This window comes from Anaerobium acetethylicum (assembly GCF_900096945.1).
GTDB classification, from domain to species: domain Bacteria; phylum Bacillota; class Clostridia; order Lachnospirales; family Lachnospiraceae; genus Anaerobium; species Anaerobium acetethylicum.
This window is the reverse complement of record NZ_FMKA01000049.1, coordinates 1-16,480: the sequence shown is the minus strand read 5'-3', so window position 1 is coordinate 16,480 and position 16,480 is coordinate 1. Positions and strand designations below refer to the sequence as shown.

At 46.5% G+C, this 16,480-nt stretch carries 11 protein-coding genes; 5 read left to right on the top strand and 6 right to left on the bottom strand.

Translation table 11 applies throughout. The features are described 5' to 3' along the window. Positions 1-164: 164 nt before the first annotated feature. A complete protein-coding gene (locus BJR36_RS18540) occupies positions 165-1,181 on the bottom strand; it encodes a zinc-binding alcohol dehydrogenase family protein (protein ID WP_091236921.1) in 1,017 nt (338 codons plus the stop codon). Between the two features lie 400 nt (positions 1,182-1,581). On the opposite strand from BJR36_RS18540, the gene BJR36_RS18535 reads away from it, so the two are divergent. From BJR36_RS18535 to BJR36_RS18525, 3 genes are all read left to right on the top strand, one after another. Next, positions 1,582-2,361 carry a GntR family transcriptional regulator gene (locus BJR36_RS18535; protein ID WP_169823780.1) on the top strand — a complete coding sequence of 260 codons (780 nt, stop codon included), beginning with the start codon at positions 1,582-1,584 and terminating at the stop codon, positions 2,359-2,361. A gap of 163 nt (positions 2,362-2,524) precedes the next feature. Beyond that, positions 2,525-4,000: a tagaturonate reductase gene (locus BJR36_RS18530; RefSeq protein ID WP_091236917.1), complete on the top strand. Its 1,476-nt coding sequence runs from the start codon at positions 2,525-2,527 to the stop codon at positions 3,998-4,000. An 11-nt stretch (positions 4,001-4,011) separates the two neighbouring features. Further along, positions 4,012-5,544, top strand: coding sequence for a UxaA family hydrolase (locus BJR36_RS18525; protein ID WP_242875668.1), 1,533 nt, complete (start codon positions 4,012-4,014; stop codon positions 5,542-5,544). A gap of 52 nt (positions 5,545-5,596) precedes the next feature. On the opposite strand, the gene BJR36_RS18520 is transcribed toward BJR36_RS18525, so the two are convergent. The 4 genes from BJR36_RS18520 to BJR36_RS18505 form a co-directional block, all read right to left on the bottom strand. Further along, on the bottom strand, positions 5,597-5,941 hold the full coding sequence (locus BJR36_RS18520) for a P-II family nitrogen regulator (RefSeq protein ID WP_091236919.1): 345 nt from the start codon (positions 5,939-5,941) through the stop codon (positions 5,597-5,599). A gap of 87 nt (positions 5,942-6,028) precedes the next feature. After that, complete coding sequence (locus tag BJR36_RS18515; RefSeq protein ID WP_091236916.1) at positions 6,029-7,270, bottom strand: ammonium transporter; 1,242 nt, start codon at positions 7,268-7,270, stop codon at positions 6,029-6,031. A 33-nt stretch (positions 7,271-7,303) separates the two neighbouring features. Further along, positions 7,304-9,016 (bottom strand): ammonium transporter, encoded by a 1,713-nt coding sequence (locus BJR36_RS18510; protein ID WP_091236915.1) that lies wholly within the window; start codon positions 9,014-9,016, stop codon positions 7,304-7,306. Between the two features lie 142 nt (positions 9,017-9,158). Beyond that, positions 9,159-11,255 carry a glutamine synthetase III family protein gene (locus BJR36_RS18505; protein ID WP_091236914.1) on the bottom strand — a complete coding sequence of 699 codons (2,097 nt, stop codon included), beginning with the start codon at positions 11,253-11,255 and terminating at the stop codon, positions 9,159-9,161. Positions 11,256-11,702: 447 nt separating this feature from the next. Here BJR36_RS18505 and BJR36_RS18500 point away from each other — a divergent pair, with 447 nt between their 5' ends. Together BJR36_RS18500 and BJR36_RS18495 are read left to right on the top strand one after the other, a co-directional pair. Continuing rightward, a complete protein-coding gene (locus BJR36_RS18500; RefSeq protein WP_169823779.1) occupies positions 11,703-12,845 on the top strand; it encodes a PucR family transcriptional regulator in 1,143 nt (380 codons plus the stop codon). A gap of 150 nt (positions 12,846-12,995) precedes the next feature. Beyond that, a complete protein-coding gene (locus BJR36_RS18495; protein WP_091236912.1) occupies positions 12,996-15,545 on the top strand; it encodes a PEP/pyruvate-binding domain-containing protein in 2,550 nt (849 codons plus the stop codon). 132 nt (positions 15,546-15,677) lie between these two features. On the opposite strand, the gene BJR36_RS18490 is transcribed toward BJR36_RS18495, so the two are convergent. Continuing rightward, positions 15,678-16,277, bottom strand: a complete 600-nt coding sequence (locus BJR36_RS18490) for an ABC transporter ATP-binding protein (protein WP_091236911.1) — start codon at positions 16,275-16,277, stop codon at positions 15,678-15,680. Positions 16,278-16,480 lie beyond the last annotated feature (203 nt).

Below are 16,480 nucleotides of genomic sequence, written 5' to 3'. Positions count from 1 at the left end.
AATCCAGAAACTATTCTGAATAATGACCCTTTTTCTCTCCTTATATACGGGATAGTTATCCACACAAAAGGAGAAAAACATTTATCAATTACCTAATTTTATTTTAGCGAAAGCCACATGTTCCCGGGCTATTCCGCTTTGCTACCGATACCATTTTCTACATTCTAAAACTCTAAAACAACCTTCAGCATGGAACCGGCATTTTTGTCGAAATCCTCGAATGCCTTTGCTGCATCTTCCATCTTGTAGGTATTCGTCACTATTTTTTCCAGATCCACATTTCCGTTCTTTACAATATCTATCAGTTCTTCAAAGTCCTTCTTCAGCGCATTCCTGGAACCGAACACATCAAGTTCCTTCTTCTGGATCATTGTGAAGTTGAAGTCAAGGTTCTTCTTTCCAACTCCAATCAGTACGACCCTTCCGCCGAATGCTGCTGCATCGATGCAGTTCTGGAAGGTTGACGGCATTCCGACTGCTTCTATTGTAACATCAAATCCATTGCCATTTGTGATTTCATTTACCCTTGCCTCGAAATTTTCCGGACTGTCATTTAACAGGGTTCCGTCGACTCCGAATTCCTTTGCATATTCCAGCTTCTGTTCAGCAATATCGCTTATGTAGACTTCTGCACCAAGTGCTTTTGCCGCAACTGCTGCCAGTACACCGATTGTGCCGGCTCCGATTACCAGAACCTTGTCACCTTTTTTGACATTTGCCCTTGATACGCCATGGTAGCTGATACAGAAGGGTTCAATCAGTGCAAGTGTCTTGGCAGACAATCCTTTTCCATCATATATTCTTTCGATTGGCATTGTGATATACTCGGAAAATGCTCCTTCCCGCTGCACGCCCATGGTCTGGTTCGTAGTACAACAGTTTACAAGTCCCCTTTCGCAGGAATAGCAGGTGCCGCAGTTAAAATAAGGATTGCAGGTAACGACCATTCCTTCTTTCAGGCCTTTGTCGTTTTCTCCTATTTTTACGATTTCAGCTGAAAACTCATGTCCCGGCGTCCTTGGATAAGAAACGTAGGCGAATGTTCCGCGGTAAGTTCCCAAATCACTTCCGCAAATCCCTCCATATAGAAGTTTCAGCAGTGCCTCTCCTTCTTTCGGAACCGGCATCTCCACTTCCCTGATTTCTACGTCCCCAGGGTTATTGATTACTATTGATTTCAATTTTCTACCTCCGCAATTCTGATGATCGTTCATCCTCTATTTCCTGTTGTGTACTTTGTTGTATACATCATAAACACTATAATACCCCTGTTCATTTACAATGTCAATATATTTTCCTGGTTTTCTGACTGACATCCGTCATTTTTATAAATATCACAAATTTAGCGGGGTGTTTTTATGCATTTTTACCAACCACAAGCTTCTTTCATAATTATTTTACACTTTTTTCGCTTTGTTTAAGTATTCACAAATGTATACAACTGTGTTATCATTAATAATAACATGTAATTATTGGGAGCCACTGCCCTGCGCGATGTTTTTATGCGGCTTTTACATGAAAACCCGAGTTATATATGCAGCAAATTGCTGGTCATGCAATTTGTGTGCACTCTTTGCAACTATGAAGGACGCAGGTCTGAACAGTTGCGATATCATAGCATATCAAGCAGCAATCAGGTCTGTTCTACTGCTGGTCCATCCGGAAATCCTGTCCCCTGCTTCAACTTCTACTTATAGAAAGGCAATCACTATGGCAAAACCCCTCAAGCAAAAAGCTTACGACTCAATCAGATCAAAAATATTAAACTGTGAATATCCACCAAACCTCTTCCTGAATGAAGACATTCTCTGCAAGGAGCTGAACGTCAGCAGGACCCCTATCAGGGATGCACTGAGCCGCCTCGAACAGGAAAATCTGGTGACCATAATGCCAAAAAAAGGAATTATCGTCTCCCCCCTCACAATCAATGAAATAAACATGATTTATGAAACCAGGCTTCTTATAGAACCCTATATTCTGGCCACCTACGGCTGCAGGATTACAGATGTCAAGGAAGCGCGTCTGCGGGAAATCCTCAAAAAAGCCAGCTCTTCCCATGACAATCTCCAACTGTTTTATGCCCTGGACGACGAATACCATCGCATCATCGTAGAACTCTGCGAAAACAAATATCTGATACAGTGCTACGAAAACATACATGCCCAGAATCTGAGGCTCCGCATTATAAGCGGCAATATGAACCGGGAGCGCCTTGATGCTTCACAGCATGAACACGATGAGATCTCAGCCTTTATTTTACGTAAGGATTACCAGAAGGCAGCCGAAGCAATGCGGACTCATCTGCTGATATCTAAGGATTCCGCATTTAAAGTCATACTGGACGGCAATATAAACATTTAAAGTTTTATGTAATACACAAACACCGCGCCATGATTTTCTCACAAAAATCATGGCGTTTTTTTATTTAAAACAACGAAATTCATTTATTTTTGCTTTTGTTGTATACATCAATGTATACATTTTGTATAATGAATTTAAACATTAAAATTATGGAGGTATGAAGATGAAACAGGTACACGAAACCGTAGAAAAAATATTTGGAAACTACCCTGAAAAAGTACTTCAGTTCGGCGAAGGAAATTTCTTAAGGGCATTTGCTGACTGGATGATCAACAATGCGAATAAGAACGGCGACTACAAAGGCAGTATCGTTTTATGCCAGCCAATAGCCAGCGGCTTAGGCAACATGATAAATACCCAGAACGGTGTATACACTCTGGCAATGAGAGGAATCGAAAACGGTGAGGCCGTAGAAAAAATCGAACAGATCACTTCCGTATCCAGATGTATCAACCCTTATGAAGATTACGAAGCACTTATGGCGATGGCACGAAGCACAGACCTTGAGGTAGTGATCTCAAACACGACAGAAGCCGGCATCGCTTACAAAGCAGGCGATAAGGTGACCGACACCCCTCCAGCCTCTTTCCCCGCAAAGGTTACCGCTTTCCTTTACGAAAGATTTAAAGCCTTCAATGGCGCAATGGATAAAGGACTTCTCTTCCTTCCAGTAGAGCTCATTGACATGAACGGCGACAACCTGAAAAGGATTGTTCTCCAATATGCAGCCGAATGGGAACTTGGTGATGACTTCACCTTATGGATTGAGAAAGCCAACAAGTTTACGAACACCCTGGTTGACCGCATCGTTACCGGATACCCGAAGGACCAGATCGATTATTTTGAAGAAAAGCTTGGTTACAAGGATAATGTTATCGTTACCAGCGAGGTATTCAACCTCTGGGTAATCGAAGGTAAAAAGGACTGGGCTGACATTTTCCCTATCCACAAGAACGAGGCCAACGTCATATGGACCGACGACGTAAAACCGTACAAGACGAGAAAGGTGCGCATACTGAACGGCGGCCACACCTCAACAGTGCTTGCAGCTTACCTTTCCGGCCACAACTTCGTAGGGGATTTCATGAACGATGAAGTTTTCAAATCCTTCCTTGATAAGGTGATTTATGATGAAGTAATCCCTACCCTCGACCTTCCGAAAGAAGAGCTGGAAGAATTTGCAGGTTCAGTAGGGGACCGTTTTGCAAATCCTTACATCAAACATAAATTATTGGACATCTCCCTGAATTCATGTTCCAAATTCAATGCAAGATGCCTGCCTTCCCTCACTGAATATGCAGCCAGAAAAGATTCTCTCCCTGAAGCCTTATGCTTCTCCTTTGCAGCATTCATCAAATTCTACGACGGACAGATGAAGGACGGCGCATTCACGGGCAGACGTGCGGACAGCACCGAATACCCGATCAAGGATGACGCAGATGTTCTGGAATTCTTCGAAAAACAGTGGGCATCCAGGGATGCTGCTGCGATTGCAAAAGCAGTGCTCTCCAACAAATCCTTCTGGAGCGGAAAAGACCTTATTGAAATCAAGGGGCTTGAAGAAAAAGTTGCAGGATACCTGGGCAGGCTTGAGACAGAGGACGTTCGCAGCATCATCAAAGATATTATAGAAAAGTAGGAGGCATCGTTATGTCTGATATTATAGAAACAACAAATGAAATGGATGTCCGCAGCGGCCTGATCCTCATATCGGATTCCGACACAGTAGCCGTCTCCCTGAAAGATCTCCACGCCGGCGAAACTTATATGGCAGGTCCATTCGAAGTCACCCTGGAATCAGATGTCCCCTTCGGCCACAAGGTTGCCGTTACCGATATCGTGGAAGGCGAGCACATCATCAAATACGGCCAGCCCATCGGCCATGCCCTTTCAGCCATAAAAAAAGGCCAGCACGTACACACCCAGAATCTAAAAACAAACCTACATGATCTGATCGAGTACAGCTACCATCCTAACACGGCTGTTTTGGACAAATTCAGGGATATTAAGACTGACCGGCACTTCGATGGGTATGTCCGTCCGGACGGAAGCGTCGGCATCCGCAATGAGATCTGGATCATTCCGACTGTAGGATGCGTGAACATGACTGCATCCAAACTTGCGGAAAAAGCAAGCCTCCTTTATGGCGAAAATCTCGACGGATTCTTCGCTTACACCCACAACATGGGCTGCAGCCAGCTTGGGAGCGATCACGAGACCACCCAACTGCTCCTCAAAGGGATTATCAACAACCCCAATGCCGGCGGTGTCCTGGTATTGAGCCTCGGCTGTGAGAATAATAACCTCGACAATTTCAAACCGGTACTGGGAGCATACAATCCTGACAGGGTGAAATTCCTCGTAACCCAGGAAGTTGAAGACGAATACGAAGAAGGGCTGAAGCTCTTAAAGGAACTTGCGGACTACGCATCTTCCATGAAACGTGAAAAAGTCTCTGCCGACAAACTGGTGCTCGGGTTCAAGTGCGGGGGCTCTGACGGTTTCTCAGGAATCACTGCAAACGCCCTCTGCGGAAGGGTAAACGATGCCCTTGTCAGACAGGGCGGAACCACGATCCTGACGGAAGTACCTGAAATGTTCGGCGCCGAAACCCTGCTTATGGAACGTGCTGTTTCAGAAGAGGTATTCGAGGATGTTGTCGACCTGATCAACAACTACAAGAAATACTTCCAGCGCTACAACCAGACCATCTATGAAAATCCTTCTCCTGGAAATAAAAAGGGCGGGATCTCCACCCTGGAGGACAAATCCCTGGGCTGCGTCCAGAAGGGCGGACAGGCACCGGTAGTCGGCGTGCTCGGCTATGGTGAACATGTAAAGAAAAACGGCCTCAACCTCCTCACGGGTTCAGGCAATGACCAGGTGTCCTGTACGAACCTTGTAGCAAGCGGGGCCCAGATGATTCTGTTCACTACGGGACGCGGGAACCCATTCGGTTCCCCTGTCCCGACCGTAAAAATCTCCTCCAACACCGGACTCTACAATCGTAAGAAGCACTGGATCGACTACAATGCCGGCCAGATCCTGGAAGGAAAGGATTTCAACGACGTGGCAGACGACTTCTTCGACTATCTCATGGAAGTCGCTTCCGGAAAGCAGACCTGCAACGAAATGAACGGATACCGTGAAATCTCCATATTCAGGGACGGGGTTATCCTCTAGAAAAGAAGGTACCAGGTACTGTGAACAGCTGTTCACAGTACCTGGTACCTTTTTAATGTATCGCTTCCAGACCACGCTGACCTGTACGGATACGAACTGCTTCGTAAAGCTCCGTAACGAAGATCTTTCCATCCCCGTGATTTCCCGTATTTGCTGTTTTGCTGATGACATCCATCGTCTTTTCAGCCCAGTCTTTCGTCGAAACCACGATTTCAAACTTTATCTTCGGGAGCATGTTGATGTCTACTTCCGTTCCTCTGACATGGCTTTCATATCCCTTCTGGATGCCACACCCCATAACCTGCGAAACCGTAATTCCATAGACATTGATTTCATTCAGGGCAGCCTTTACCTCTTCATATTTATCTTCTCTTACAATCGCTTCTACTTTAAACATATCTGGCAACTCCTTCCCAATTCCTCTTTTCCCTTTTTCCTCATTCCGGTCTGAACCCCGGAAATTCATACATGCCTTCCTGTCAGCTTAATCCAGACCGTTGAATGCAGGGTATGCACTTTCCCCATGCTGGGATATATCAAGGCCTTTCTTTTCATCCTCTTCCGAAACCCTTAACGGTATGAAGAGTTTGACCAGGGAGGCGCATAGTACCGTACCTGCAATTGCAATGGCAATCGTAACCACGATGCTGATCAGCTGTGCCAGGAAAAGATGGTAGTCTCCAAATATCAGCCCGTCCCATCTTGCGACGCTGTTTATTGAGCTTTTCGTAAAAATACCTGTTGCGATTCCACCCCATATTCCGCCAATGCCATGACATCCAAACGCATCAAGGGCATCATCGTAGCCCAAACGTTTTTTGACAGCCGACATTGCAAAGTAGCAGATCGGGCTCACTGCTGCACCAATGATCATCGAAGCCCAAATTGGGACAAATCCGGCTCCCGGCGTAATGGCAACCAGTCCGAGTACTGCTCCTGTCACTGCTCCGACAACAGTCGGTTTTCCATTTTTAATGGTATCAACAAGCATCCATGAGAGCATTGCAAAAGCCGCAGATGTATTAGATGTCATAAAGGCATGTACCGCGAGGCCGTTTGCTGCCAGCGCACTTCCGGCATTGAAGCCGAACCAGCCGAACCAGAGGATTGCAGCTCCTAAAACAACAAAGGGAATGTTATGAATACGATAGGAAACTTTGTTAAATCCGTGTCTTTTACCAAGCATGATTGAAAGCACCAGGCCGCTGATGCCGGAACTGATATGTACTACATTTCCTCCCGCAAAATCAACGGATCCCAAAACTGCTCCAAGCAGGCCTCCCTCGCCCCATACCATGTGGGCCAGAGGATAATAGACAACCAGGGACCATAAGGCAATAAATGCGAACAGCGCTTTAAACTTCATTCGTCCTGCAACTGCACCTGTTATAAGTGCCGGTGTAATGATTGCGAACATCATCTGGAACATGGCAAATGCAAGGTGAGGGATGGTGCCGGCATATGGGCCGGCCTCCAATCCTACTCCGTTTAATCCGATCCATTTCAGCGTTCCTATAATCCCACCTGTATTTCCTGCAAAACTGAGGGAATATCCTGCAAGCACCCACATCGCCGAGGCAAGCCCCATGATGAAGACCGATGACATCATCGTATTCAGTACATTTTTCCTTCTGACAAGACCGCCGTAAAAGAAAGCAAGTCCCGGTGTCATAAACAGCACCATGGCTGATGCAATGAGCATAAAGCCCGTATCTCCCGTATTCATAACAATTCTCTCCTTATTCCCTATAATATCTGACTAACATAATTCTGGTTCGCACTGGCCTTCTTCATCCTGGAGTGCCTCCACTCCGACTTCCCCGGTACGCACCTTAACAGCTTCCTCGACCTCGTATACAAAGATCTTGCCGTCTCCGATGCTTCCTGTATACAGGACTTCCCTTGCAGTTTCAATGACAGTTGCGACTGGAACCCTGCACACCACTATTTCGACTTTGATTTTAGGAAGAAGCGTCATTTCCATCGGAACGCCCCTGTAATATTCAGGCGCACCCTTCTGCATTCCACAGCCTAGTACGTTTGTAACAGTCATTCCGGTTATGCCGATGTCGTGCATTGCCTGCTTCATAGCTTCAAATTTGCTCTGCTTCATGATAATAGTCACATTAGACAGATGATATTCGTCTGATACCGGACCCGAGAAGCGTTCAATCGGAACCGCTTTACTGACAGGGACTGCTCCTGCACTTTTTGCTGCTGCTTTTTCCGCCTTCCTGTCGAACATGAATTCAAAGTCTGCATAAGCATTCACTCCATGTTCCTCAATATCGAGCCCTGCAATTTCTTCCTCTTTAGATACTCTTAATCCAACCGTCTTTTTAATTACCACGAAAGCTAATGTCATGGTTGCTGCAACCCAGGCCATAACGGATGCCACGCCTGCCAGCTGTACAAGAAGGAAACTGATTCCTCCGCCGTATAAAAGGCCGCCTTCCGTTGCAAAAACACCTGTCAGAACAGTTCCGAGAGCACCGCATATACCATGCACTCCTACTGCACCTACCGGATCATCGATTTTCAGTTTCTGATCAACAAACTCGATTCCGTATACGACCGCAAATCCTGCGATGATTCCAATGGCAGCTGCTCCAACTGGTGTAACCAGGTCACAGCCTGCCGTGATTGCAACAAGACCTGCAAGGGAGCCATTCAATGTCATGGATACATCCGGCTTTTTATATCGAATCCAGGTGATGCACATTACTGTAACTGAAGCGACTGCTGCCGCCATATTCGTTGTCACAAAGATATTTCCCATGGATACCAGCACGTCATCTCCGGTAGCAGATACCGTCGAGCCGCCGTTAAATCCGAACCAGCAGAACCATAAGATAAATACGCCAAGTGCTCCAAGAGTAAGATTATGTCCCGGAATTGCTCTTGATTCTCCGTCCTTACCATATTTTCCAATACGGGGACCGAGTATTTTTGCCCCGATCAGTGCTGAAAGTCCGCCTACCATATGCACTGCCGTCGATCCCGCAAAGTCATGGAATCCAAGCTGTGCAAGCCAGCCGCCGCCCCATATCCAGTGTCCCGATACAGGATAAACCACTGCGCTGATGATCATACTATAGATGCAGTATGAAGAGAATTTTGTTCTTTCTGCCATGGCGCCTGATACGATAGTTGCTGCCGTAGCACAGAATACAGTCTGAAAAATCAGGAATACCATCAGCGGAATACCATCAGGAAGCACTCCTGAATAGTCGCCCTTAACCATCGGATCGAATCCGCCTATGAAAAGCCCGCTTCCTCCGAACATAATGCCAAAGCCTACCAGCCAGAAGATCGGCGTTCCAAGGCTGAAGTCCATAAGGTTCTTCATGATAATATTTCCGGCATTTTTCGCCCTCGTGAATCCTGTTTCAACCATTGCGAAGCCCGCCTGCATGAAAAACACCAGAGCCGCTGCAACCAATACCCAGATAACATTTACTGATGAATACATAAAAATCCCTCCTGTTCTAATAAAAAAAGACGTGTTTCCGATGGCTTTTCTTCCATTCGGATTCACGTCTTTGTGTTAAGTTCCATTTATAATCAAGATACCAGTCACGGTACCAGGTACCCATAAAAAGTACCGTTAAAACTTAAATCTCAAAAAGTATTTCCCCATATACTGGCACCGGCCATGCCGCAGCAGAAGTATTTTCTTCCATGCGGTCTACCGCACTGCGGAGCCTGTCCATGATTGGCAGCACAACATCTTTATAGTAGATTCCCAGCTTCAGCGTGTCTTCGCCGCAGCTTTCAGCTCCTTTGAGAGCTTCTTCAAGTGCAGTCACTTCAGAATATGTTTCATCATTAAGGCCCGAAAGCTTTTCGATCAGCGATAATTCTGCCAGACATGGGACCCTGCTGCTGATTCCCAGGACCGAAGCGGCTGTCGCTGACAGGCTTCCTACATATCTGCTTACTGCAGGGATGAAATCCTTTTTGGCCATGTCGACCATGGTAAGGGCTTCGATGTTTACGATTTTGATGTACGCTTCCATAAGTATTTCATATCTCGAGTGCATTTCCGCAGCCGAGAAGATCTTGTGCTTCGTGAAAAGTCTGACGTTCTTCTCATCCACGAAATGCGGGAGGGCATCTACTGTAGTCTTCAGGTTCAGAAGTCCGCGCCTTTCAGCCTCCGCCTGCCACTCTTCCGAATAGCCGTCTCCGTTGAAAATGATCCGCTTATGGTTCTTTATTGTTTCGCTGATCAGCTTGTTCAGTTCTGCATTGAAATCCTCAGCCTTCTCGAGGATATCAGCAAACTGCTCCAGCTCCTCAGCCACGATCGTGTTCAGCACGACATTGGACCCTGATACGCTCTGGGCTGAACCGAGCATCCTGAATTCGAACTTGTTGCCGGTAAATGCAAACGGTGAAGTACGGTTCCTGTCCGTGGTGTCCTTGATGAAATTCGGAAGTACATGGACGCCTATTTCCATGGTTGCCGCTTCTGTTCCGCTGTATTCCGTTCCATTTTCGATGGATCCGAGAATCGCTTCAAGTTCATCGCCAAGGAACATGGAAACGATTGCCGGAGGAGCTTCATTCGCCCCGAGCCTGTGATCGTTGCCTGCCGATGCCACGGAAATCCTCATGAGATCCTGATATTCGTCAACTGCTTTTATGACAGCTGCAAGGAAAAGCAGGAACTGTGAATTTTCGTGAGGTGATTTTCCAGGTTCCAGAAGGTTGATGCCAGAATCTGTGGAGATCGACCAGTTGTTGTGCTTTCCCGAACCGTTTACGCCTTCGAAAGGCTTTTCATGGAGCAGGCACACCAGACCGTGCCGTGCGGCAACATTTTTCATGATTTCCATTGTAAGCTGGTTGTGGTCGACGGCGATGTTCGTAGTCGTAAAGATAGGTGCCAGTTCATGCTGGGCCGGAGCCACTTCATTATGTTCTGTCTTAGCAAGGATTCCTAACGCCCACAGTTCCTCATTGAGTTCCTTCATAAAAGCTGACACACGGGGCTTGATGGCTCCGAAATAGTGGTCTTCCAGTTCCTGTCCTTTCGGGGCTGTTGCACCGAAAAGCGTGCGGCCCGTAAAAATAAGGTCTTTCCTCTGGTCGTAGAACTTCTTGTCGATCAGGAAATATTCCTGCTCGGGACCTACAGTTGTGATAACGCGCTTTGCAGCCGTGTTTCCAAAAAGCCTGAGGATGCGGAGCGCCTGTTCGTTGATTGTTTCCATAGAATGGAGAAGAGGCGTCTTTTTATCCAGCGCTTCCCCGCTGTAGGAGCAGAACGCTGTCGGTATGCAGAGGACGCCGTCCTTTACGAATGCGTATGAAGTCGGATCCCATGCAGTATAGCCCCTTGCCTCGAAGGTAGCCCTGAGGCCGCCTGACGGGAAGCTGGATGCATCCGGCTCGCCCTTGATCAGCTCTTTGCCGGAGAACTCCATGATGACGCGTCCGTCGCTCTGCGGCGAGATGAAGCTGTCATGCTTTTCAGCAGTGATTCCGGTCATTGGCTGGAACCAGTGGGTATAATGGGTTGCCCCTTTTTCGATTGCCCAGTCTTTCATGGCTATTGCCACCATATTCGCAACGGTTATGTCTAAATCTGATCCGTTCCCGATTGTTTTGTGCAGTGATTTATATACGTCTTTCGGAAGCTTCTCCTTCATAACCACATCACTGAATACCATGCTTCCAAAAATTTCTGAAATATTCTTACTCATGCAATCGCCTCTTTTCCCAAAAAATATTTTCTTGTTTCCTTACAGGGCTTTTATGTCCTGGAACAAACTCCCCTATGACATAAAAAAAGCGGCACCTGGGAAAATCCCAAGCGCCGTTGCCTTTGTATGACTTGATACTAGACTCTGCGAAAAAATTTGTCAAGTGTTTTTTTCAAAAAAATATTTTTGTTTTTTCCGTTGACAATACTGCCATTCTACAGGTAATATTAATCATATCAATAAGAATATCAGTTTATACGCGTGCGTCGTAAATGCACACGCCCAGCTGACGTTCAAATATTCTAAAACCTATAACGGATCAAGACAAAGACGTCCGGAATACATGTAACTGTATTCCGAGACGCCTTTTTTATATCATAGAAAAGTTTGTCCTATCCCTGCACCTGAAACACCTCCGCCTTCCGCCGGATGGAGAAAGGAATCATTATGGCAACATATTTAAGAGAATTATGGAACATCGGCAAAGAAAAATTCAATCTGCGGCTGCTCGAAGGCGAGGACGGAATGGATTCAGAAGTAACCTGGATCCAGCAGCTCGAAGAGCCTGCCTCCGCAGACCTCCTCCATGGCGGGGAGCTTGTCATGACTACCGGAATCGGCAGCCCGAAGGACGACAGCCTGATGCTGTTTGTTCAGAATCTGGTCAGATGCGATGCTTCCGGAGTAGTCATCAACCTGGGCCCCTATATCAGCAATGTACCCGAAGGACTGAAACGATTCTGCCGCAAAGAGCATTTTCCCCTGTTCATCCTTCCCGCGCAGAACAGACCTGCCGACGTGACCCGCGACCTCTGCCGCTACATCATATCCCGCGAGGATACCGATATGTCGGCTGCCGAAGCGATCAAACAGCTGCTCGTCGATCCTTCCACCCTTTCCCTGAACGGCAAGGTTTTTGAATCCCGCGGATTCGGGCTGGCCGGCAGATACACGATGCTGCTTCTGGAGACCAGATCCGAAAAGCTGGCGGCAATGGCTGATTTCGAGAGTGCCATCGGCCAGCTCAAGGCCATCCTGAACCGGACTTCTGAGGATTTCATCGGTTTCCATAAAACCAATACCCAGTATCTGATTCTGGCAAAAGATCTCCTCCACGCAGATGCAGAACAACAGCTGAGAAGTTCCCTGAACCTGAAGGAACATCAGAACCTTATCATCGGCATGGAAGGCGACTCCCTGATGAGCATTCCCAAACTGGCAAAACAGGCTGAAAAGCTCATGAACATAGCCCAAAAATCCGGAGAGCGCCTGCTCTTCTGGGATGAAATGGAAGTCGAGCGCCTCTTTGTCGAAATCGATGACAGTAGTATACTTAAGAACTTTACAAACACCTACCTGTCAGAGTTGCTTGAATATGATGCTGGCAACCAGACGAACTATTATGAAACCCTTAAGGTATATCTCGCCAGCGGCGGAAGCATACAGAGCGTTTCCCAGCAGCTTTATCTCCATCGCAACACAGTCAATGCGAGGATCAGCAAAATCAAAGAAATCATGAACTCCAACTTAGACCCGAAAGACCGGCTGAACATCGAAATCGCAATCCGGATCCACGACAGCATGTCCTGATGCACATAAAGCTTTGGGCTTCAGCCCGTTGTCAACACTGGGGAAATTGAGTATAGTTACTTTGACTTCATCGAAAGCAAAGGCTTACAGTGATTAACCCTACCCGGTTTATCATTGCAGGCCTTTCTTGTTTTATAAGGAGGATGCTTTATGGGTACAAACGAAAGAGTAAGTACGGGTTTGAAAGGCTTTGATGCTGCAATCGACATGCTGAGGCTGGGCGACAATGTGGTCTGGCAGGTCGATACCATATCCGACTATATGCATCTGGTTACGCCTTTTGTACGGCAGGCCCGAGAGGACGGAAGAAACCTGATCTACATCAGGTTCGGGCCGCACGATGCCCTCCTGGACGACATGGACGGAATCAGGGTCTATTATGTGGATGCAGCCCAGGGCTTCGAAAGCTTTGCCACTAAAATCCACAATATCGTAAAAGACGAAGGTCGGAAAGCATTCTATGTATTTGACTGCCTCACGGATTTGCTGAAGTTCTGGCATTCCGACCTGATGATCGGAAACTTTTTCCGCGTCACATGCCCTTTTTTATACGACCTGGATACGGTTGCCTATTTCGCCCTCAAACGGAATTCCCACACCTATGACACAATTGCAAGAATCCGCGAGACGACTCAGGTTCTCCTTGACCTGTACCGGGTGAAAGAGAATTATTATATCCACCCGCTGAAAGTCTGGGAACGGTATGCCCCTACAATGTTCTTTCCCCATCTGATAGACGGCCAGGAGGCAGTCTGCATCACCTCAAGCGCTGATGCGGCCGCCCTGTTTTCCGGTTACACCTGGAATGAAGAAAGGCTTGACTATTGGGCTGTTACCCTGCAGAACGCAAGGAATGCCCTGTCCGGTCCCCCAGCGCTCCAGGAGGAGAAAAAAAAGCTTCTGCTGTCACTTCTGATTGGCGAAGATTCTAAAATGTATGATTTGTGCTATCAATATTTCAGCCTGACAAGCCTCCTCCGGATCGCAGCAAAGGAAATCGGTACGGGCTTCATTGGCGGAAAAAGTGTCGGGATGCTCCTTGCGCGCAAAATACTGAAGGTCGAAGATCCCCAGCGTTTCATGCACCTGATGGAACCCCACGATTCCTATTACATCGGGTCTGACATTTTTTACACCTATATCGTGCAGAACAACTGCTGGGACCTCCGTATGAGGCAGAAGACCCAGGAGGGTTATTTCTGCTGCGCAGGCGAATTGAAGGAGAAACTGTTGAACGGGAAATTCCCCCGTCATATACAGGAGCAGTTCATGCATATGCTGGAGTATTTCGGACAGTCGCCCATCATCGTCAGATCAAGCTCCCTGCTGGAAGATAACTTCGGCAATGCCTTTGCAGGAAAATACGAAAGCGTCTTCTGCGTAAATCAGGGTACTCCCGACGAACGGTATGAAGCCTTTGAAAATGCCGTCCGAAAGGTATATGCAAGCACCATGAACGAGGATGCCTTATCCTACAGGATCAACAGGGGTCTGGTCGATCTGGACGAGCAGATGGCGATACTGATACAGCGCGTTTCCGGCGACTATTACGGAGACAACTTTTTCCCTCACATTGCAGGAGTCGGTAATTCTTCAAATCTCTATGTCTGGAACAAGGATATCGATATGAGCGCCGGCATGTTAAGGCTGGTTTTCGGATTGGGGACCCGTGCGGTCGACCGTATTTCCGGCGACTATCCAAGAATCGTATGCCTTGACAACCCGCTGCAGGCGCCTCTGGTAGCCTATGGAGACCAGCAGAAGTTTTCCCAGCACCGGGTCGACCTCCTCGACCTCAGGCAGAATATCTTAACGGACAAGGCTGCCGATGACATTCTCCCGGGAGGCATACGTACAGATTTCAGGCTTTTTGCCGATCCCGATACCCTGACAATGAACAGGCTCCGGGACCTGGGCTATCGCGACAGAAAAACGCCCTACATCTTGAGCTTCCAGAACCTTTTCAAAAAAACCGGTTTTGCCGAAACAATGCGGGATATGCTGGCGCTGCTTTCGGAAAAATACGACTATCCCGTAGACATTGAATTCACCGCCAACTTCACCGAAGACGGGAGCTATCTTGTGAACCTCCTGCAATGCCGGCCGCTGCAGACGAAGGGCCTTGGCCAGCCTGTATCCCTTCCATCCCTTGATGATACGAAAAGCTTTCTCTTCTATTCTAAAGGAAACTTCATGGGCGGAAACGTAAGGCTTCCTATAGACTATGTGGTATTCGTTGATGCAAAGGCTTACCTGAAGCTCCCCGAGCAGGAAAAATATTCCGTCGCAAGGCAGATCGGTTCCATAAATTCCGCCTTGAAAGGCAGAAATGCAATGCTGATCGGTCCCGGAAGATGGGGAACGACCACCCCTTCCCTTGGGGTTCCTGTCCACTTTACAGAAATCTGCAACATGGCCGCTATCTGCGAGGTCGCCTACCAGGAGGAAGGGCTGATGCCCGAGCTTTCCTATGGAAGCCATTTTTTCCAGGACCTTGTGGAAAGCGATATCTTCTACACTGCGCTGTTTTACGGGGACAAGGATGTGATATTCAACCCGGCTCTGATTACCGATCATGAAAATGTACTTGCAGATATTATTCCCAGTACACCGATCTTAAATGACGTGATCCACGTGATTGAAACAAAAGGAATGGAACTCTATTCCGATATCATCACCCAGACTGTGCTCTGCAAATAGCCAGTATGTTGCGACCCGCTTGGATGATCCTGATCGCCCTGTATTTCCGGGGTGATCAGACCATCCAAGACGCCTGCAATGATGTCTGTTTCAAAGTTGGCAATAACATCATAGCTATAAAATGACGGGGCTTCAGATTACTATTTTACCTGCATTCATTTGTATTATTTCGTCAAACAAATCTGATCTCTGCACTTCGCCATGGGACGCTATTATAACCATTTTACCTTTTTGCTTGAATTCATCAATTAATTCATAAATAATCTTCAGATTTTCATCATCTAACGCATTAAATGGTTCATCTAATATTATCACATCAGGCTCTTCCATAAAGGCCTGACATAATGCCAATCGCTGTTTCATTCCCAAAGAATACGTTTTCACTCTTTTGTTTTTAAAATCATAAAGATTTAACTTTTTCAAATATTCATTTATTGTGTCTTCTGTAATTAATTTATTAATAGATGCTAAAAATTTCAAATTATATATAGCGGTTTCATTTAAAAAAAATGAGGGGGTTTCTATAATCACCCCATATCGGTAATCTTTTTCATTAAAAACTTCACCTTGCGTAGGTTTAATCAGTCCACAAATCAATCTTAATAACATTGTTTTACCGCATCCATTATGCCCTCGAAGCAAAACACATTTTCCTTCTTCAATCAACAAATCAATATCCACCAAGACATCCTTTCCAGATATATTTTTGCTTACACTTTTCAGTTTAATCATATTTGTACACTCCAAAATTTTCAAATTTTTTTAATAATTTAAAATACAAACAAATAGTAAAATTATAATTTTAATTTCTATAAATAGGAAAGAGTATTTTATAAATACGTAAACGTCAAACCATCCGCCTGACGATAAAGTTAACGCCGCTTGATTTATAAACGGCGTGGTTTCCTGCATTCCTCTGGAAGCTGGTCTGACCA

What these genes read in the sequence shown, in the direction of transcription:
- BJR36_RS18535 (WP_169823780.1), top strand. Translation starts at nt 1,582, where the DNA reads ATGAAGGACGCAGGTCTGAACAGTTGCGATATCATAGCATATCAAGCA.
- BJR36_RS18530 (WP_091236917.1), top strand. Translation starts at nt 2,525, where the DNA reads ATGAAACAGGTACACGAAACCGTAGAAAAAATATTTGGAAACTACCCT.
- BJR36_RS18525 (WP_242875668.1), top strand. Translation starts at nt 4,012, where the DNA reads ATGTCTGATATTATAGAAACAACAAATGAAATGGATGTCCGCAGCGGC.
- BJR36_RS18520 (WP_091236919.1), bottom strand. Translation starts at nt 5,941, where the DNA reads ATGTTTAAAGTAGAAGCGATTGTAAGAGAAGATAAATATGAAGAGGTA.
- BJR36_RS18515 (WP_091236916.1), bottom strand. Translation starts at nt 7,270, where the DNA reads ATGAATACGGGAGATACGGGCTTTATGCTCATTGCATCAGCCATGGTG.
- BJR36_RS18510 (WP_091236915.1), bottom strand. Translation starts at nt 9,016, where the DNA reads ATGTATTCATCAGTAAATGTTATCTGGGTATTGGTTGCAGCGGCTCTG.
- BJR36_RS18505 (WP_091236914.1), bottom strand. Translation starts at nt 11,255, where the DNA reads ATGAGTAAGAATATTTCAGAAATTTTTGGAAGCATGGTATTCAGTGAT.
- BJR36_RS18500 (WP_169823779.1), top strand. Translation starts at nt 11,703, where the DNA reads ATGGCAACATATTTAAGAGAATTATGGAACATCGGCAAAGAAAAATTC.
- BJR36_RS18495 (WP_091236912.1), top strand. Translation starts at nt 12,996, where the DNA reads ATGGGTACAAACGAAAGAGTAAGTACGGGTTTGAAAGGCTTTGATGCT.
- BJR36_RS18490 (WP_091236911.1), bottom strand. Translation starts at nt 16,277, where the DNA reads ATGATTAAACTGAAAAGTGTAAGCAAAAATATATCTGGAAAGGATGTC.